Source organism: Escherichia albertii (assembly GCF_028622335.1).
Lineage (GTDB): Bacteria > Pseudomonadota > Gammaproteobacteria > Enterobacterales > Enterobacteriaceae > Escherichia > Escherichia albertii.
In genome coordinates, this window is the sequence record NZ_CP117568.1 from 1884963 (window position 1) to 1903338 (window position 18376).

17 protein-coding genes and 3 tRNA genes are annotated in these 18376 nt (G+C 50.9%); 12 read left to right on the forward strand and 8 right to left on the reverse strand.

Going from position 1 to position 18376, the window contains the following annotated elements; translation table 11 throughout:
- Positions 1–9: 9 nt before the first annotated feature.
- Positions 10–1377, forward strand: a complete 1368-nt coding sequence (sdaB, locus tag PS053_RS09205; RefSeq protein ID WP_000626415.1) for an L-serine ammonia-lyase II — start codon at positions 10–12, stop codon at positions 1375–1377.
- Between the two features lie 283 nt (positions 1378–1660).
- The gene (xni, locus tag PS053_RS09210) at positions 1661–2416 is read left to right on the forward strand and encodes a flap endonuclease Xni (RefSeq protein WP_001352986.1); all 756 of its coding nucleotides are present in this window, start codon (positions 1661–1663) and stop codon (positions 2414–2416) included.
- A gap of 103 nt (positions 2417–2519) precedes the next feature.
- Here the strand turns inward: xni and fucO are convergent, their stop codons facing one another.
- Together fucO and fucA are read right to left on the reverse strand one after the other, a co-directional pair.
- Positions 2520–3668 carry a lactaldehyde reductase gene (gene fucO, locus PS053_RS09215; RefSeq protein WP_256878895.1) on the reverse strand — a complete coding sequence of 383 codons (1149 nt, stop codon included), beginning with the start codon at positions 3666–3668 and terminating at the stop codon, positions 2520–2522.
- A gap of 27 nt (positions 3669–3695) precedes the next feature.
- On the reverse strand, positions 3696–4343 hold the full coding sequence (gene fucA / locus PS053_RS09220; RefSeq protein ID WP_059235937.1) for an L-fuculose-phosphate aldolase: 648 nt from the start codon (positions 4341–4343) through the stop codon (positions 3696–3698).
- A 544-nt stretch (positions 4344–4887) separates the two neighbouring features.
- On the opposite strand from fucA, the gene fucP reads away from it, so the two are divergent.
- From fucP to fucR, 5 genes are all read left to right on the forward strand, one after another.
- Positions 4888–6204, forward strand: coding sequence for an L-fucose:H+ symporter permease (gene fucP / locus PS053_RS09225; protein WP_059253948.1), 1317 nt, complete (start codon positions 4888–4890; stop codon positions 6202–6204).
- 32 nt (positions 6205–6236) lie between these two features.
- Positions 6237–8012 (forward strand): L-fucose isomerase, encoded by a 1776-nt coding sequence (gene fucI, locus PS053_RS09230; RefSeq protein ID WP_000724180.1) that lies wholly within the window; start codon positions 6237–6239, stop codon positions 8010–8012.
- Between the two features lie 108 nt (positions 8013–8120).
- Entirely contained in the window at positions 8121–9539 is a 1419-nt protein-coding gene (gene fucK / locus PS053_RS09235) for an L-fuculokinase (RefSeq protein ID WP_025238473.1), read from the forward strand.
- 1 nt (position 9540) lies between these two features.
- Positions 9541–9963, forward strand: a complete 423-nt coding sequence (gene fucU, locus PS053_RS09240) for an L-fucose mutarotase (protein ID WP_000920828.1) — start codon at positions 9541–9543, stop codon at positions 9961–9963.
- 57 nt (positions 9964–10020) lie between these two features.
- The gene (gene fucR, locus PS053_RS09245; RefSeq protein ID WP_002461407.1) at positions 10021–10752 is read left to right on the forward strand and encodes an L-fucose operon activator; all 732 of its coding nucleotides are present in this window, start codon (positions 10021–10023) and stop codon (positions 10750–10752) included.
- A 43-nt stretch (positions 10753–10795) separates the two neighbouring features.
- Here fucR and rlmM read toward each other — a convergent pair whose 3' ends face one another.
- The 4 genes from rlmM to PS053_RS09265 all read right to left on the reverse strand — a co-directional run bounded on the left by rlmM (position 10796) and on the right by PS053_RS09265 (position 13798).
- Positions 10796–11896, reverse strand: a complete 1101-nt coding sequence (gene rlmM / locus PS053_RS09250; RefSeq protein ID WP_001045505.1) for a 23S rRNA (cytidine(2498)-2'-O)-methyltransferase RlmM — start codon at positions 11894–11896, stop codon at positions 10796–10798.
- Complete coding sequence (locus PS053_RS09255) at positions 11889–12284, reverse strand: DUF423 domain-containing protein (protein ID WP_000203905.1); 396 nt, start codon at positions 12282–12284, stop codon at positions 11889–11891. The genes rlmM and PS053_RS09255 overlap by 8 nt, the downstream gene beginning before the upstream one ends.
- Before the next feature lie 18 nt (positions 12285–12302).
- Entirely contained in the window at positions 12303–13220 is a 918-nt protein-coding gene (gcvA, locus tag PS053_RS09260) for a glycine cleavage system transcriptional regulator GcvA (RefSeq protein ID WP_000044394.1), read from the reverse strand.
- Between the two features lie 350 nt (positions 13221–13570).
- Positions 13571–13798 carry a YgdI/YgdR family lipoprotein gene (locus PS053_RS09265; RefSeq protein ID WP_000750400.1) on the reverse strand — a complete coding sequence of 76 codons (228 nt, stop codon included), beginning with the start codon at positions 13796–13798 and terminating at the stop codon, positions 13571–13573.
- A gap of 192 nt (positions 13799–13990) precedes the next feature.
- On the opposite strand from PS053_RS09265, the gene csdA reads away from it, so the two are divergent.
- A complete protein-coding gene (csdA, locus tag PS053_RS09270; RefSeq protein ID WP_010330382.1) occupies positions 13991–15196 on the forward strand; it encodes a cysteine desulfurase CsdA in 1206 nt (401 codons plus the stop codon).
- Positions 15196–15639 (forward strand): cysteine desulfurase sulfur acceptor subunit CsdE, encoded by a 444-nt coding sequence (csdE, locus tag PS053_RS09275; protein ID WP_256878874.1) that lies wholly within the window; start codon positions 15196–15198, stop codon positions 15637–15639. The genes csdA and csdE overlap by 1 nt, the downstream gene beginning before the upstream one ends.
- A gap of 63 nt (positions 15640–15702) precedes the next feature.
- On the opposite strand, the gene tcdA is transcribed toward csdE, so the two are convergent.
- Entirely contained in the window at positions 15703–16509 is an 807-nt protein-coding gene (tcdA, locus tag PS053_RS09280) for a tRNA cyclic N6-threonylcarbamoyladenosine(37) synthase TcdA (protein WP_256878873.1), read from the reverse strand.
- Between the two features lie 224 nt (positions 16510–16733).
- Entirely contained in the window at positions 16734–17831 is a 1098-nt protein-coding gene (mltA, locus tag PS053_RS09285) for a murein transglycosylase A (protein WP_256878872.1), read from the reverse strand.
- A 207-nt stretch (positions 17832–18038) separates the two neighbouring features.
- Here mltA and PS053_RS09290 point away from each other — a divergent pair.
- The 3 genes from PS053_RS09290 (at position 18039) to PS053_RS09300 (ending at position 18337) form a co-directional block, all read left to right on the forward strand.
- Positions 18039–18115 (forward strand) — tRNA-Met (locus tag PS053_RS09290).
- A gap of 34 nt (positions 18116–18149) precedes the next feature.
- Positions 18150–18226 (forward strand) — tRNA-Met (locus tag PS053_RS09295).
- A gap of 34 nt (positions 18227–18260) precedes the next feature.
- Positions 18261–18337, forward strand: a tRNA-Met gene (locus tag PS053_RS09300).
- Positions 18338–18376 lie beyond the last annotated feature (39 nt).

The following is an 18376-nucleotide window of genomic DNA, read 5'->3' on the forward strand; positions in this document are numbered from 1 at the left end:
GTATTTCCTATGATTAGCGTATTCGATATTTTCAAAATCGGCATTGGCCCTTCCAGTTCTCATACCGTTGGACCAATGAAAGCGGGTAAACAATTTACCGACGATCTGATTGCCCGCAATCTGCTGAAAGACGTCACCCGCGTAGTGGTAGATGTCTATGGTTCGCTCTCTCTGACCGGTAAAGGCCACCACACGGATATCGCCATTATTATGGGTCTGGCAGGTAACCTACCGGATACTGTGGATATCGATTCCATCCCTGGCTTTATTCAGGATGTGAATACCCATGGTCGCCTGATGCTGGCAAACGGTCAGCACGAAGTAGAATTTCCGGTTGATCAGTGCATGAACTTCCATGCCGATAATCTTTCTCTGCATGAAAACGGCATGCGCATTACAGCTCTGTCGGGCGATAAAGTGGTTTACAGCCAGACTTACTACTCCATCGGCGGTGGCTTTATCGTTGATGAAGAACATTTTGGTCTGCAGGACAGCGCACCGGTTGAAGTCCCGTATCCGTACAAAACCGCTGCCGATCTGCAAAAACATTGTCAGGAAACCGGGCTGTCACTCTCTGGCCTGATGATGAAAAACGAACTGGCGCTGCACAGCAAAGAAGAGCTGGAACAGCACCTGGCGAAAGTCTGGGAAGTCATGCGCGGCGGTATTGAGCGCGGTATTTCCACCGAAGGCGTGCTGCCGGGCAAACTGCGCGTTCCACGCCGTGCCGCGGCACTGCGCCGGATGCTGGTCAGCCAGGATAAAACCACCACTGACCCAATGGCGGTAGTTGACTGGATCAACATGTTCGCACTGGCAGTAAATGAAGAAAACGCGGCAGGTGGTCGTGTGGTGACTGCACCGACTAACGGCGCGTGCGGGATTATCCCGGCAGTGCTGGCGTACTACGACAAGTTTATCCGCGAAGTTAATGCCAACTCACTGGCTCGTTATTTGCTGGTTGCCAGCGCGATTGGTTCTCTTTATAAGATGAACGCGTCGATTTCTGGCGCCGAAGTGGGTTGCCAGGGAGAAGTTGGTGTTGCGTGCTCTATGGCGGCGGCAGGTCTGGCTGAACTGTTAGGCGCAAGCCCGGCGCAGGTATGCATCGCAGCAGAAATCGCGATGGAACATAACCTCGGTCTGACTTGCGACCCGGTTGCCGGGCAGGTGCAGGTGCCGTGCATCGAGCGTAACGCCATTGCAGCAGTGAAAGCGGTCAACGCCGCGCGTATGGCGCTGCGCCGTACCAGCGAGCCGCGCGTCTGCCTGGATAAAGTTATCGAAACCATGTACGAAACAGGTAAAGACATGAACGCCAAGTACCGCGAAACCTCTCGCGGCGGCCTGGCGATGAAGATTGTTGCCTGCGATTAATCGCTCTCCAGAGGCCTCGTTTTACGAGGCCTCACATTGTTGAGAATGTGCCTGTTGTTTATGTCGGATGCAGCGTAAACGCCTTATTCGACCTACAAAATAGCGAAAATTCAACAGATTGCGATTCTTTTGTAGGCATGATAAGCGTAGCGCATCAGGCAATTTGGCGTTGTCATCAATACCAGACCTCGTTTTGCGAGCTCTCTTCCCGATTTTTCATCCCGCCGTAGCCTGTTCCGGCATCGAATGTTACCCTTATCGCCTGATCTTTAAGGGGGTTATCGTGGCTGTTCATTTGCTTATTGTCGATGCATTGAATCTTATTCGTCGCATTCATGCCGTTCAGGGGTCGCCCTGTGTCGAAACCTGCCAGCACGCGCTCGATCAGCTCATTATGCACAGCCAGCCAACCCACGCGGTCGCCGTTTTTGATGATGAAAACCGCAGTAGCGGCTGGCGTCATCAGCGTTTACCAGATTACAAAGCGGGTCGACCGCCAATGCCGGAAGAGTTGCACAACGAAATGCCTGCATTACGCGCAGCCTTTGAGCAACGCGGCGTCCCGTGCTGGTCAGCCAGCGGCAACGAAGCCGATGACTTAGCCGCCACACTGGCAGTCAAAGTGACTCAGGCGGGACATCAGGCGACCATTGTTTCGACAGATAAAGGCTACTGTCAGTTACTTTCACCAACTCTACGCATTCGCGATTACTTTCAGAAACGCTGGCTGGACGCACCGTTTATTGATAAAGAATTTGGCGTTCAACCTCAGCAATTGCCCGATTATTGGGGGCTGGCGGGGATCAGCAGTTCAAAAGTACCGGGTGTTGCGGGGATCGGGCCCAAAAGCGCCACGCAGCTGCTGGTCGAGTTTCAGAGTCTGGAAGGGATATATGAGAATCTGGACGCAGTTGCCGAAAAGTGGCGCAAAAAATTAGAAATGCATAAAGAGATGGCGTTTCTGTGCCGCGATATTGCCCGCTTACAAACCGATTTGCATATCGACGGCAATTTACAGCAATTGCGGTTGGTACGGTAAAGAGATACAGGGTGCTACTGATTAACACCCCATTGAATTTAATGCACTTGTAGGCCGGATAAGACGCGCCAGCGCCGCATCCGGCATTATCACTGCAGCGCAATTACCAGGCGGTATGGTAAAGCTCGACAATATCCTCCAGCGTCGCTTCGCGCGGATTGCCTCCGGTACAAACATCGTCCAGGGCCGCCTGTGCCAGCGCCGGAATGTCTTCTTTACGTACACCAACGTCACGCAAATGCGGCGGGATACCGACATCACGGTTGAGCGCAAACACCGCGTCAACAGCGGCATTACGCGCTTCCTCCAGACTCATATCTTCCACTTTCACGCCCATTACGCGCGCAATATCGCGATACTTCTCGCCGGTAAAGTCGGCGTTATAGCGCATAACATGCGGTAACAGAATGGCGTTCGCAACGCCGTGCGGGGTGTTATAAAACGCGCCCAATGGATGCGCCATACCATGCACCAGCCCTAACCCAACGTTGGAGAAGCCCATCCCCGCAACATACTGCCCGAGCGCCATCTCTTCTCCGGCATCCTTATCACCGGCAACCGAACCACGCAGCGCACCAGCTATAATTTCAATGGCTTTAATGTGCAACGCATCGGTCAGCGCCCACGCGCCACGGGTAATATACCCCTCAATAGCGTGAGTCAGCGCATCGACACCCGTCGCGGCTTTCAGGGCTGGCGGCATGCCATCCATCATGTCAGCATCAATAAACGCCACTTGTGGGATATCATGCGGATCAACGCAAACAAACTTGCGCCGTTTTTCTTCGTCGGTGATCACATAGTTTATGGTCACTTCCGCCGCAGTACCTGCTGTGGTGGGGATTGCCAGAATTGGCACACTGGATCTATTAGTTGGCGAAAGCCCTTCCAGACTGCGCACATCGGCAAATTCAGGGTTGTTGCTGATGATGCCAATCGCTTTACAGGTATCCTGCGGCGAGCCACCGCCGATAGCAATCAAGTAATCCGCGCCACTGTTCTGGAATACCCCCAGCCCTTCTTTAACTACAGTAATTGTTGGGTTGGGCACGACACCGTCGTAAATTGCCCATGCCAGCCCTGCTGCATCCATCTTATCGGTCACTTTCGCCACCACGCCGCATTGCACCAGCGTTTTATCGGTGACGATCAGCGCCTTCTGATAACCACGGCGTTCCACCTCATCGGTTAAGGCCCCTACTGCCCCCCGACCAAACCATGCCGTTTCGTTCAGAATCATTCTGTTAGCCATCATCCTTCTCCTTGTTGCTTTACGAAATTACTCTTCAATCCGTAATCCATAGGTTTTGAATTTCTCCAGCACTACAGCAATCTCTTCATCGCTCAGCACAGGCACCGGGTCCGTAATCGCCAGGGTTGTCAGATAAAGCTGCGCCAACACTTCAACTTCATGCGCCAGCCATAACGCTTTTTCCAGATTCGCCTCACAAGCGATAAGCCCATGATGTTGTAACAAAGTTGCCTTACGATTTTTGAGAGCCAGCGCAACATGTTCAGAAAGTTCGCGTGTTCCAAAGGTTGCATAAGGAGCACAAGGAATGGAGCTACCGCCAGCCGCCGCAATCATGTAGTGAATAGCGGGGATCGGTCGGTTAAGAATGGAAACTGCCGTGCAATGAACGGCATGGTTATGGACAACGGCATTAGCATCCGGTCTGCTTTGATAGGCCGCCATATGGAAACGCCATTCGCTGGAAGGGAGTTTTCCTTCCTCATGTTTACCGTTGCCATCAATAAAGACAATCTGCGACTCCGTCAATTTTTCATACGGGATGCCTGTAGGCGTAATCAACATCCCATCCTGATAACGTACACTGACGTTACCCGCGGTCCCCTGATTCAGCCCCAGGCGGGTCATTTCCAGACAAGTGTCAATAATCTGACGAGCAAGTTTATTTCGTTCCATTAGCTACCTCTCTGATTCAAAACAGGACAATAATGTTGTTCCTTTCACACTATTGAATGAGCCGTTTAATTGCTCACCATATTCTTCCTGCAGAATCAGAAAGAAATTTACAAGGTTATTTTTTGTGAGCTACTTCAACTAATCACGGGAAATAACAGCAAGAACACTGTTTATAAAACTGATAAAAATGACCGCTCTTAAAAATATTTATCAAAACGGTCATTTTTATTTCCCACTACTGTTGGAATGCCCGTTTTCGGCGCAAACAATTAATACGGTCATCCGCTTTGTGTTTTTGATGATTTATTTTCTGAAACGGGCATGATTTTTTGATTATTAAAGTGATGGTAATCACATAAAGCCACCTTCCGACTAATAAGTGTGACCACCGTCATATTACAGAGCGTTTTTTATTTGAAAATGAATCCATGAGTTCATTTCTGACAGGCAAATACTCACTGACATGAAGCCCGAACTCGCAGGTTTTGCAATTTTTAAAACATAACCGATTACGTGCTTAAGCTTCTGAACCTAAGAGGATGCTATGGGAAACACATCAATACAAACGCAGAGTTATCGTGCGGTAGATAAAGATGCAGGGCAAAGCAGAAGTTACATTATTCCATTCGCGCTGCTGTGCTCACTGTTTTTTCTTTGGGCGGTAGCCAATAACCTCAACGACATTTTATTACCCCAATTCCAACAAGCTTTTACGCTAACAAATTTCCAGGCTGGCCTGATCCAATCAGCCTTCTATTTTGGTTATTTCATTATTCCAATTCCTGCCGGGATACTGATGAAAAAACTCAGTTATAAGGCTGGAATTATTACCGGATTATTTTTATATGCCTTTGGCGCTGCATTATTCTGGCCCGCGGCAGAAATAATGAACTACACCTTATTTTTAGTTGGCTTGTTTATTATTGCCGCCGGACTAGGTTGTCTGGAAACTGCCGCAAACCCTTTTGTTACGGTATTAGGGCCAGAAAACAGCAGTCATTTTCGTTTAAATCTTGCGCAAACATTTAACTCTTTTGGCGCAATTATCGCAGTTGTCTTTGGGCAAAGACTTATTTTGTCTAACGTGCCACATCAATCGCAAGACGTTCTCGATAAAATGTCACCAGAGCAATTGAGTGCGTATAAACACAGCCTGGTATTATCGGTACAGACACCTTATATGATCATCGTGGCTATCGTTTTACTGGTCGCCCTGCTGATCATGCTGACGAAATTCCCGGCATTGCAGAGTGATAATCACAGTGATGCTAAACAAGGATCATTCTCAGCATCACTTTCTCGTCTGATGCATATTCGCCACTGGCGCTGGGCGGTATTAGCGCAATTCTGCTATGTCGGTGCGCAAACGGCCTGCTGGAGCTATTTGATTCGCTACGCTGTAGAAGAAATTCCAGGTATGACCGCGGGCTTTGCCGCTAACTATTTAACCGGAACCATGGTGTGCTTCTTTATTGGTCGTTTCACCGGCACCTGGCTCATCAGTCGCTTCGCACCACATAAAGTCCTGGCAGCCTATGCATTAATCGCTATGGCATTGTGCCTGGTTTCAGCCTTCGCTGGCGGTCATGTTGGCTTAATCTCCCTGACATTATGCAGCGCCTTTATGTCGATTCAGTACCCAACCATCTTCTCGCTGGGCATTAAGAATCTCGGCCAGGACACCAAATACGGCTCGTCCTTCATCGTTATGACCATTATTGGCGGCGGTATTGTCACTCCGGTCATGGGCTTTGTCAGTGATGCAGCAGGCAACATCCCCACAGCCGAACTGATACCCGCACTCTGCTTTGCAGTCATCTTTGTCTTTGCCCGTTTCCGTTCTCAAACGGCAACTAACTGAACATATTTTCCGAATAAAGTGAGGAATCTGTAATGAAAAAAATCAGCTTACCGAAAATTGGTATCCGCCCGGTTATTGATGGTCGTCGCATGGGCGTTCGTGAGTCGCTTGAAGAACAAACAATGAATATGGCGAAAGCCACAGCCGCACTGCTGACCGAGAAACTGCGCCATGCCTGCGGAGCTGTCGTCGAGTGTGTCATTTCCGATACCTGTATCGCCGGTATGGCTGAAGCCGCCGCCTGCGAAGAAAAATTCAGCAGCCAGAATGTAGGTCTTACCATTACGGTAACGCCTTGCTGGTGCTATGGCAGTGAAACCATCGACATGGACCCAACCCGCCCGAAAGCCATTTGGGGCTTTAACGGCACTGAACGCCCCGGCGCTGTTTACCTCGCCGCAGCTCTGGCAGCTCACAGTCAGAAAGGCATCCCGGCATTCTCCATTTACGGTCATGACGTTCAGGATGCCGATGACACATCGATCCCTGCCGACGTTGAAGAAAAACTGCTGCGCTTTGCCCGCGCCGGTTTGGCAGTCGCCAGCATGAAAGGTAAAAGCTATCTGTCGCTGGGCGGCGTTTCGATGGGCATCGCCGGTTCCATCGTTGACCACAACTTCTTTGAATCCTGGCTGGGGATGAAAGTCCAGGCGGTGGATATGACCGAACTGCGTCGCCGTATCGATCAGAAGATTTACGACGAAGCCGAACTGGAAATGGCTCTGGCCTGGGCTGATAAAAACTTCCGCTATGGCGAAGATGAAAATAACAAACAGTATCAACGCAATGCTGAGCAAAGCCGCGCAGTTCTGCGTGAAAGTTTGCTGATGGCGATGTGTATCCGCGACATGATGCAAGGCAACAGTAAACTGGCTGATATCGGTCGTGTGGAAGAATCTCTTGGCTACAACGCCATTGCTGCGGGCTTCCAGGGGCAACGTCACTGGACCGATCAATATCCCAATGGCGACACCGCCGAAGCAATTCTCAATAGTTCATTTGACTGGAATGGCGTGCGCAAACCGTTCGTTGTGGCGACCGAAAACGACAGTCTTAACGGCGTAGCAATGCTGATGGGCCACCAACTTACCGGCACCGCTCAGGTATTTGCCGATGTGCGTACCTACTGGTCACCAGAAGCAATTGAGCGTGTAACAGGATATAAACTGGACGGGCTGGCTGAACACGGCATTATCCATCTGATCAACTCCGGCTCTGCCGCGCTGGATGGTTCCTGCAAACAACGCGACAGCGAAGGTAAACCGACCATGAAGCCGCACTGGGAAATCTCTCAGCAAGAGGCTGACGCTTGCCTCGCCGCTACCGAATGGTGTCCGGCGATCCACGAATATTTCCGTGGCGGCGGCTACTCTTCCCGCTTCCTTACCGAAGGCGGCGTTCCGTTCACCATGACCCGTGTCAACATCATCAAAGGACTGGGACCGGTACTGCAAATCGCAGAAGGCTGGAGCGTTGAGTTACCGAAGGATGTGCATGACATCCTTAACAAACGCACTAACTCAACCTGGCCAACGACCTGGTTTGCACCGCGCCTCACCGGCAAAGGGCCGTTTACGGATGTGTACTCGGTAATGGCGAACTGGGGCGCTAACCACGGGGTTCTGACCATCGGCCATGTCGGCGCAGACTTTATCACTCTCGCCTCAATGTTGCGTATCCCGGTATGTATGCACAACGTTGAAGAGACAAAAGTGTATCGTCCTTCGGCCTGGGCGGCGCACGGTATGGATATTGAAGGCCAGGATTACCGCGCTTGCCAGAACTACGGCCCGCTGTACAAGCGTTAATACATTACTCCCTGATGTGATGCCCGGTCGCTCCGGCTACCGGGCCTGAACAAGCAAGAGTAGTTAGCCGGATAAGTAATGTTATCCGGCTATATTGCAGGAGCGATTATGAAACAAGAAGTTATCCTGGTACTCGACTGTGGCGCGACCAATGTCAGGGCCATCGCGGTTAATCGGCAGGGAAAAATTGTTGCCCGCGCCTCAACGCCTAATGCCAGCGATATCGCGATGGAAAACAGTACCTGGCACCAGTGGTCTTTAGACGCCATTTTGCAACGCTTTGCTGATTGTTGTCGGCAAATCAACGGTGAACTGGCTGAGTGCCACATCCGCGGTATTGCCGTAACGACCTTTGGCGTGGATGGTGCTCTGGTAGATAAGCAAGGAAATCTGCTCTATCCGATCATTAGCTGGAAATGTCCGCGAACGGCGGCGGTAATGGAAAATATTGGACGATTGATCTCTGCACAGAAATTGCAGGCTATTTCTGGGATCGGAGCCTTTAGTTTCAATACGTTATATAAGTTGGTGTGGTTGAAAGAAAATCATCCACAACTGTTGGAACACGCGCACGCCTGGCTCTTTATTTCGTCACTGATTAACCACCGTTTAACTGGCGAATTGACTACAGATGTCACCATGGCCGGAACCAGCCAGATGCTGGATATTCAGCAACGCGATTTCAGCCCGCAAATCTTACAAGCCACCGGTATCCCTCGCCGTCTCTTCCCTCGTCTGGTGGAGGCTGGTGAACAGATTGGCACGCTACAGAACAGCGCCGCAGCAATGCTTGGCTTACCCGTTGGTATTCCGGTGATTTCCGCGGGTCACGATACCCAGTTCGCCCTTTTTGGCGCTGGCGCCGAACAAAATGAACCCGTGCTCTCTTCTGGTACATGGGAAATTTTAATGGTCCGCAGCGCGCAGGTTGATACTTCGCTGCTAAGTCAGTACGCCGGGTCCACCTGTGAACTGGATAGCCGGACAGGTTTGTATAACCCAGGTATGCAATGGCTGGCATCCGGTGTGCTGGAATGGGTGAGAAAATTGTTATGGACTGCTGAAACTCCGTGGCAAATGCTGATTGAAGAAGCACGTCGGATCCCACCTGGCGCGGACGGAGTAAAAATGCAGTGTGACTTGTTGTCATGTCAAAACGCAGGCTGGCAAGGCGTGACGCTCAATACCACGCGGGGGCATTTCTATCGCGCGGCGCTGGAAGGGTTAACCGCGCAGTTACAACGCAATCTACAGATGCTGGAAAAAATCGGCCATTTTAAAGCCTCTGAATTACTGTTAGTCGGTGGCGGAAGTCGCAACACATTGTGGAATCAGATTAAAGCCAATGTGCTTGATATTCCTGTAAAAGTTCTCGACGACGCCGAAACGACCGTCGCAGGAGCGGCGCTATTTGGCTGGTATGGCGTAGGGGAATTTAACAGCCCGGAAGAAGCCCGCGCGCAGATTCATTATCAGTACCGTTATTTCTACCCGCAAACTGAACCCGAATTTATAGAGGAGGCGTAAAATGCTGAAAACAATTTCGCCGTTAATTTCTCCCGAACTGTTGAAAGTACTGGCAGAAATGGGGCATGGAGATGAAATTATTTTTTCTGATGCTCACTTTCCTGCCCATGCAATGGGACCGCAGGTGATCCGCGCTGATGGTCTGTTGGTCAGCGACTTACTCCAGGCGATTATCCCGTTATTTGAACTGGATAGCTATGCGCCGCCGCTGGTGATGATGGCGGCGGTAGAAGGTGACACACTCGATCCTGAAGTCGAACAACGCTATCGCAATGCACTTTCATTCCAGGCCCCCTGCCCTGAAATTACCCGCATTGACCGTTTTGCGTTTTATGAGCGGGCGCAAAAAGCCTTTGCGATCGTAATCACAGGAGAACGTGCGAAGTACGGGAATATTCTTTTAAAAAAAGGGGTAACGCCGTAATCTCATATCGGTACGCCCGCATGACGCGGGCGGTTATCGAATGATGGGGTGAAAAATATGAAAGCGGCACGCCAGCAAGCGATAGTCGACCTGCTGCTGAACCATACCAGTTTGACCACGGAAACGCTCTCTGAGCAGCTAAAGGTCAGTAAAGAAACCATTCGTCGCGATCTCAATGAATTACAGGCGCGAGGCAAAGTTCTGCGCAATCATGGGCGCGCCAAATATATCCACCGTCAAAATCAAGACAGTGGCGATCCCTTTCATATCCGACTGAAAAGTCATTATGCGCATAAAGCAGATATCGCCCGCGAGGCACTCGCGTGGATTGAAGAAGGGATGGTGATCGCCTTAGACGCCAGTTCAACGTGCTGGTATCTGGCACGCCAGTTGCCTGACATCGACATTCAGGTCTTCACCAATAGCCATCCAATTTGCCATGAACTCGGTAAGCGCGAACGCATTCAACTGATCAGTTCCGGCGGCACACTTGAGCGCAAATATGGTTGCTACGTCAATCCTTCGCTGATTTCCCAGCTTAAATCACTGGAAATCGATCTGTTCATTTTTTCTTGCGAAGGGATCGACAGCAGCGGCGCATTGTGGGACTCCAACGCGATTAATGCCGACTACAAATCCATGTTATTAAAACGCGCCGCGCAATCGTTGTTATTGATTGATAAAAGTAAATTTAATCGTTCAGGAGAAGCCCGCATCGGGCATCTGGATGAAGTCACGCACATTATTTCTGATGAGCGCCAGGTCGCAACTTCTTTGGTAACAGCCTGACGGAAATGGTCGCTGGCCGGAGTCAACGCCCCGGCCTTGCCAGTTACCGCTCGTCGCGACGACCACCTACCGCAGCCCAGATACGGCGGACGTGCACCGTCACTTCTTCGCGATCGTGATATAACTGTCGCGCCTGAATCTGAGCATTTATGTCATGCTCATCAAGCTGTGCCTGAATATACGCCAGATTATGCGACACTTCTTCGTAGCGTTTTTTCATCGGCAGTTTGAGGTTGAAGATGGTTTCACGGCACCAGCCATTAACCAACCACTGAGCCATCAGCGCCGCAACTTTTGCTGGTTTTTCCACCATGTCGCACACCATCCACGAGATATTGTTGCGTGTCGGACGGAATTTGAAACCATCTTCCCGCAACCAGGTCACCTGTCCGGTATCCATCAGGCTTTGCGCCATGGGGCCATTATCGACGGAGTACACCCACATATTGCGTTTCACCAGTTGGTAGGTCCAGCCACCCGGGCAAGCGCCCAAATCCACCGCCCACATCCCGTTCGCCAGGCGTTCATCCCACTCATCCGCAGGAATAAACACATGAAACGCCTCTTCCAGTTTGAGCGTGGAGCGGCTTGGCGCATCTGCCGGGAACTTCAGGCGCGGTATGCCCATATAGAATGGCGAGTTATTGTTGCTGTAAGAATAACCGGTGTAGCAGCAGCCAGGTGCAATAAAGAAGACGTGCACCACCGGACGTTTTGGCGTTTCATAGTTCGCCAGTACGCCAGCATCGCGCAAGGCAGCACGTAGCGGTACGGTGAATTTACGGCAGAATTTCAGCAACTCTTTACTTTCGTTGGTATCCGCAACTTCAACACGCAGTTCGCCGCCTTTCTCCACCACACCCTGCAACATGCTGACAATGGGGGTAATACGATCTTCTGGCGGCAAGTGCTGGAGCAACTCACCAACCACAAACCACTGACGGGCGAAAATTAATGAGCTGAACGGCAGATCGCGGATTAACTTATCGCCATCATCTGGCTGATAACATTCATAAATCACATAACCTGCATTCTCTTTTACGCGAGCAAAACCGAATATTTCCCGCTGACCGGCTTTATCGGTAATTTCTGCGGCGCACTCTTTTTCAAAGCCCGGACGGCACAACAATACAACCTTATTCATGACTTACGCCCTTGCGCTTTAAACGGATAGCTCCGACTAACATTAACGCCCAGCCCGCGAGGAAGCTTACGCCGCCAACCGGGGTGACAAACGCCCACAAACGCAGATGTGACAGTGCCAGGCAATAAAGGCTGCCGCTGAACAGCACCGTGCCTAACGCCAGAAATACGCTACTCCAGTAAAACCAGATACTGATGCGACGCTGCATCGCCACCGCCAGACCTAAAATCGCCAGCGTATGGAACGCCTGGTATTCAAGGCCGGTCTGGATCCAACCCATTTCAACGGCCCCCATAGTTTTACTTAATACGTGCGCGCCAAAAGCGCCCAGAGCGACAAAAATGAAACCACTAATGGCGGCGAAAATCAGCATAAAACGGCTGGTCATGGTCGTACCCTACGTAAATTATTGTTCATAACGAAAGCGGAATTTTTCTTGTTCAGCAGCAGCTTTCGCCAGAATCCATTGGCGAAAGGCGGCTATTTTACCCAGTTCTGCCTGGCTGTCATGACAAACCAGATAAAAAGCATTTTTGCTGACCAGTACATCATTAAACGGGCAGACAAGGCGTCCGGCCTCGATTTCGGACTGCGCCATCACGTTATTCGCCAGCGCGACTCCCTGCCCGTGTATAGCTGCCTGCAACACCATTGCGCTGTGACTGAAAATCGGCCCCTGTTGGACATTAATATGATTTAGTCCCAGTTGCCGGGTATATGTCTGCCAGTCACGCCGGGAGGCATCGTGCAACAAAGTATGTTTAGCCAGGTCTTCGGGTGTCTTCAAGGGTTTATCACCGGTTAACAGCAAAGGCGAACATACAGGCAACAGGTATTCAGCATAAAGTTTTTCTACCCGTAGTCCCGGCCAGTTACCGCGACCATAAAATATAGCCACATCAACATCATCCGCCAGTTTATCTTCCTGGCGATCGACCGCCTGAATTCGGACATCGATTCCCGGATAAGCTGAATTAAAGCTGGAAAGCCGAGGGACAAGCCAGTGGATGGCGAAACTGGGTAGTAAACTGACCGTCAATGCCCCCTTAGCGCTACGGGCCTGGAGTTTACGTGTCGCTTCAGTTAATTGCGAAAAAATTTCTTTGATGTCGAGGAAATAACTCTGCCCTTCTTCGGTTAACAGAAGTGAACGATTACGGCGGCGGAATAGCTTTAGACCCAAAAAATCTTCAAGTGACTTGATTTGATGGCTTACTGCGGCCTGTGTCACAAAAAGCTCTTCTGCTGCGCGCGTGAAACTTAAATGGCGTGCGGCAGCATCAAAAACTCGTAAGGCATTTAGCGGTGGTAATCGTTTTGACATGGCTTTTAAACTTTGATGTTAAAGAAATTTAACAATTAGATCACATTGTGTAACCTATTAGTTTTTTTTATCTGAGCCATTATAATTTGTCCGTTGAGCTTCTACCAGCAAATACCTATAGTGGCGGCACTTCCTGAGCCGGAACGAAAAGTTTTATCGGAATGCGTGTTCTGATTAACTTTTGGCTTACGGTTGTGATGTTGTGTTGTTGTGTTTGCAATTGGTCTGCGATTCAGACCATGGTAGCAAAGCTACCTTTTTTCACTTCCTGTACATTTACCCTGTCTGTCCATAGTGATTAATGTAGCACCGCCTAATTGCGGTGCTTTTTTTTACCTTGCGCTCGCCAATTATTGAGCCAGTTCAACCATCTCTTTCACATCAGTGCGATTAATCTGCTGTTTGTTGCCATTAGCGTCTTTATAGGAAATCATCCCGGTTTCATCATCCGTCATCGGCTTGCTATCGGCGACAATGGTACGCCCATCGTTGGTGTGCATAACATAGTTTGAACCGGAACAGGCGCTAAGGGCAAAAGTCAGCATACAGGCGAAGAGCGTGGCGGCAGTCTTTTTCATCTTCTTCTCCTTAAAGCGATTATTAACTCGCAATAAACATCGATTAACAGGCTAAAATTTACGCCTGACACTATTCAGCATACGTCACTGATGTAGAGCCATCTGGATATCCAGATAAATCCGAGGGTTAGGACTCACCTTGTATCAAAGTGAATTTTGCGCCACGATCGGTTTATCAAACCGAGGAGTACCATGAACGTTTTTAATCCCGCGCAGTTCCGTGCGCAGTTTCCCGCATTACAGGATGCGGGCGTCTATCTCGACAGCGCCGCGACTGCGCTCAAGCCAGAAGCTGTCGTTGAAGCAACTCGGCAGTTTTACAGTCTGAGCGGCGGAAACGTGCATCGCAGCCAGTTTGCCGAAGCTCAACGCCTGACCGCGCGTTATGAAGCTGCACGGGAAAAAGTGGCGAAGTTGCTCAATGCACCGGATGACAAAACTATCGTCTGGACGCGTGGCACCACTGAATCCATCAATATGGTAGCGCAATGCTATGCCCGTCCGCGTCTGCAACCGGGCGATGAGATTATTGTCAGTGTGGCAGAGCACCACGCCAACCTCGTTCCATGGCTGATGGTCGCGCAACAAACCGGGGCCAAAGTGGTGAAGTTACCGCTAAATGCGCAACGGTTACCGGATGTCGATTTATTACCGGAGCTGATGACTCCCCGTAGTCGGATTCTGGCGCTGGGGCAAATGTCGAATGTCACCGGAGGTTGCCCGGATCTGGCGCGCGCGATTACTTTTGCTCACGCAGCCGAAATGGTGGTCATGGTTGATGGCGCCCAGGGCGCGGTGCATTTCCCTGCGGATGTTCAGCAACTGGATATCGATTTCTACGCTTTCTCAGGTCACAAGCTTTACGGCCCAACGGGTATCGGTGTGCTATATGGCAAACCAGAGCTACTGGAAGCGATGTCACCCTGGCTGGGCGGCGGCAAAATGATTCATGAAGTCAGCTTTGACGGCTTCTCCACACAATCAGTCCCATGGAAACTGGAAGCCGGAACGCCAAATGTCGCTGGTGTCATTGGATTAAGCGCAGCGCTGGAATGGTTGACAGATTACGATATTAGCCAGGCCGAAAGCTGGAGCCGCAGTCTGGCTACGCTGGCAGAAGAAGCGCTGGCAAAACGCCCGGGCTTTCGTTCTTTCCGCTGTCAGGATTCCAGCTTGTTGGCCTTTGATTTCGCGGATGTTCACCACAGCGATATGGTGACCCTGCTGGCAGAGTACGGCATTGCTCTGCGCGCCGGGCAACACTGCGCCCAGCCACTGCTGGCAGAATTAGGCGTAACCGGTACACTGCGCGCCTCTTTTGCGCCATATAATACAAAGAGTGATGTAGATGCGCTGGTGAATGCCGTTGACCGCGCACTGGAATTATTGGTGGATTAATGACTAGCCTGCAATTCGCCGAACATCCGTTTGGCACAACAGTTACCGCACAGTCGTTACGCGATACTTTCGCGCCGTTGACGCAGTGGGAAGAGAAATATCGTCAACTGATTATGTTGGGGAAACAGCTTCCTGCTTTATCAGATGAGTTGAAAGCGCAAGCCAAAGAGATTGCCGGATGCGAGAACCGCGTCTGGCTGGGCTATACCGTTGCTGAAAACGGTAAAATGCACTTCTTTGGCGATAGCGAAGGACGCATAGTGCGCGGTCTTCTGGCCGTGTTATTGACCGCCGTTGAGGGGAGAACCGCCGCCGAATTACAGACACAGTCACCGTTGGCATTATTTGATGAACTAGGGTTACGTTCACAACTTAGCGCCTCACGCAGTCAGGGGTTAAATGCGTTAAGCGAGGCAATTATCGCGGCGACGAAGCAGGCCTGATACCGGATGCGGCGCTGATTCTGGTCGGATAAGACGCATCAGGCGTCGCATCCGACATAATGTTTACATCTGACGCGCCGCTTTCGCCATCATCTTCTTCAGCGCATGAGAAACCGCAATAAAGCCAAAAGTGGCGGTTACCATCGTCGCCGCGCCAAATCCTGAGGCACAATCCATCCGCTTTGGTCCTTCTGCCGTAGCTTTCATCGCACAGACTGTACCGTCTGACTGCGGGTATACCAGTGCTTCGGTAGAGAACACGCAGTCCACGCCGAGCTTCCCTTTACTGTTTTTTACCACGCCAAAATCGCTTTTCAGGCGCTCGCGCAACTTCGCCGCCAGCGGGTCCTGAATCGTTTTCGCCAGATCGGTAACCTTAATCTGCGTCGGATCAATCTGCCCCCCCGCGCCTCCGGTCGTGACCAGCGGGATTTTATGACGCCGACAATATGCGATCAGTGCTGCCTTGGGTCGCACACTATCAATGGCATCAATCACGTACGAATAACCGGCACTCATATATTGCGCAACGTTATCCGGCGTCACGAAATCATCCACCACCGTCACCCGACACTCCGGGTTAATCTGGCGAATACGTTCCGCCATCACTTCCGCTTTTGCCAACCCGACGTTATCGCGCAGGGCATGAATTTGCCGATTGGTATTGGTGACGCAGACATCATCCATATCAATCAGCGTAATAGCGCCAATCCCCGTTCGCGCCAGCGCTTCCGCCGCCCAGGAACCGACGCCACCAATGCCGACGACGCAAATATGCGCATCAGCAAACAGTTGCAACGCTTTTTCACCATACAGACGCGCAGTACCGCCAAAACGCTGGCGCCAGGCATCACTTATCACAACAGACATAGCACCTCAGAATTAAAAAGGGTGAGGTTATCCCTCACCCTAAACGCATAAATGCCTGATGCGCTACGCTTATCAGGCCTACATATCTCCTGCATACATTGAACTTGCATGATTTGTAGGCCGGATAAGGCGTTCACGCCGCATCCGGCATGAACAACGCGCACTTAGAGCGAGATTATTTCTCACTCTGTCTTATCCTTAAAAACAGCGTACAGAATAGCATATCAGCCACTAAAGGCGTTACCTGCACCTGGAGCCGTTTTTAGCACCCAAACGCGCCCATAGTGGTTATACCAACCTGCGCGGTGTCCGGCTTCCGGGCCAATTCCTTGATAGATATCGAAGTGTTGACCTTTGATTGCGCCACCGACATCCAGCGCCACCATCAGACGCAGTTCGTACTGACCATTAAATTTGCCGTTATTATCCAACAACGGGACTTCTGCCAGCAAGGTGGTACCGGGCGGGATGATAGAGCGATCAGCGGCAACAGAAGCGCGCCCCACCAACGGTACCGCACTTGCCCCTTTCACCGGCGCAAAAGATTGCGGTTTAAAGAAGACGAAAGATGGATTCTGTTCAAGCAGTTCACGAACTTCAGCTTCACTGTGCGTCTCGCCCCAGTGACGAATCGCCTGCATCGACATATCTTCTTTTTTCACTTCGCCACGGTCGATCAGCACCTTACCGATACTACGATAAGCATGACCGTTCTTTCCGGCATAGCTAAAGAAGTTAAGCGGGCTGCCATCGCCAAAATCGATATAACCACTCCCCTGCACATCCATAATGAAGTTATCCATTAAGGAGTTACTGTAAGCGAGAATATATTTATCGCTCAGCGCTCCAGCGTAGATCTCAGCACGAGACGGCAGACGACCACGTTTTGGCGGCATACGATAAATGGGATACTGAAACTCACCCTGGCGGGTATGACGCGCCTGAATTACCGGCGTGTAGTAGCCCGTAAACTGCACGTTGCCGTAGTTATCGGCCCCTTCCATCTGCCAGGCGTCAATCCCAAACTGGCGCAGATTGCGGGTATCACCGCCCGCCCGCAGCCATTCCTGTACAGCATTATAAACACTGCTCTGATTGCCATACAGACGCGGCGACGCATTGCGGATATGGTTAATTTGCTCGGCAAAATCACCAGCGTTAATCGGTGCGCCAACGGCATCTGGCTGGTTCACCAGAGAGAAAGGCTGGGTAAATTTCCCGTCTTTATATTGCTGTCCACGATCGGTTGGTTTGGAGGAGCAAGCGGCAAGCATCGTCACAACCGCGCCCATAAGAAGGTACTTTACCCAACGTCCTTTCATTGTTCTCTTCTTCAGGTTAAAAAATAAGGCGCAACGAAGATAACAAACCGTCGCGTTTAATGAAATGCGCAGCCGCTCCCTGATGCAAATTTTGTACAAAAAACAACCTCAAGTGCCTTGTTTTTACTCAAAATCATCGTAAATCCGTGATCCGGGTAAAAAAAAGTTGCATAAAAACGCGAGCGGAGTATAGTGCGCATCCACGGACGCGGGGTGGAGCAGCCTGGTAGCTCGTCGGGCTCATAACCCGAAGGTCGTCGGTTCAAATCCGGCCCCCGCAACCAATTAAAATTTGATGAAGTAAAAGCTGTACGGTGACGCGGGGTGGAGCAGCCTGGTAGCTCGTCGGGCTCATAACCCGAAGGTCGTCGGTTCAAATCCGGCCCCCGCAACCAATCAAAATTTAATGAAGTAAAAGCAGTACGGTGACGCGGGGTGGAGCAGCCTGGTAGCTCGTCGGGCTCATAACCCGAAGGTCGTCGGTTCAAATCCGGTCCCCGCAACCAATTATCAAACACCCTGAAGGGTGTTTTTTTGTTTCCTGC

Excerpts from the sequence above, each read along its gene's own strand:
- gcvA (WP_000044394.1), bottom strand. The coding sequence starts at position 13,220 with ATGTCAAAACGATTACCACCGCTAAATGCCTTACGAGTTTTTGATGCT.
- PS053_RS09255 (WP_000203905.1), bottom strand. The coding sequence starts at position 12,284 with ATGACCAGCCGTTTTATGCTGATTTTCGCCGCCATTAGTGGTTTCATT.
- mltA (WP_256878872.1), bottom strand. The coding sequence starts at position 17,831 with ATGAAAGGACGTTGGGTAAAGTACCTTCTTATGGGCGCGGTTGTGACG.
- sdaB (WP_000626415.1), top strand. The coding sequence starts at position 10 with ATGATTAGCGTATTCGATATTTTCAAAATCGGCATTGGCCCTTCCAGT.
- rlmM (WP_001045505.1), bottom strand. The coding sequence starts at position 11,896 with ATGAATAAGGTTGTATTGTTGTGCCGTCCGGGCTTTGAAAAAGAGTGC.
- fucA (WP_059235937.1), bottom strand. The coding sequence starts at position 4,343 with ATGGAACGAAATAAACTTGCTCGTCAGATTATTGACACTTGTCTGGAA.
- fucR (WP_002461407.1), top strand. The coding sequence starts at position 10,021 with ATGAAAGCGGCACGCCAGCAAGCGATAGTCGACCTGCTGCTGAACCAT.
- csdA (WP_010330382.1), top strand. The coding sequence starts at position 13,991 with ATGAACGTTTTTAATCCCGCGCAGTTCCGTGCGCAGTTTCCCGCATTA.
- PS053_RS09265 (WP_000750400.1), bottom strand. The coding sequence starts at position 13,798 with ATGAAAAAGACTGCCGCCACGCTCTTCGCCTGTATGCTGACTTTTGCC.
- fucO (WP_256878895.1), bottom strand. The coding sequence starts at position 3,668 with ATGGCTAACAGAATGATTCTGAACGAAACGGCATGGTTTGGTCGGGGG.
- fucK (WP_025238473.1), top strand. The coding sequence starts at position 8,121 with ATGAAACAAGAAGTTATCCTGGTACTCGACTGTGGCGCGACCAATGTC.
- fucP (WP_059253948.1), top strand. The coding sequence starts at position 4,888 with ATGGGAAACACATCAATACAAACGCAGAGTTATCGTGCGGTAGATAAA.
- fucI (WP_000724180.1), top strand. The coding sequence starts at position 6,237 with ATGAAAAAAATCAGCTTACCGAAAATTGGTATCCGCCCGGTTATTGAT.
- tcdA (WP_256878873.1), bottom strand. The coding sequence starts at position 16,509 with ATGTCTGTTGTGATAAGTGATGCCTGGCGCCAGCGTTTTGGCGGTACT.
- fucU (WP_000920828.1), top strand. The coding sequence starts at position 9,541 with ATGCTGAAAACAATTTCGCCGTTAATTTCTCCCGAACTGTTGAAAGTA.
- csdE (WP_256878874.1), top strand. The coding sequence starts at position 15,196 with ATGACTAGCCTGCAATTCGCCGAACATCCGTTTGGCACAACAGTTACC.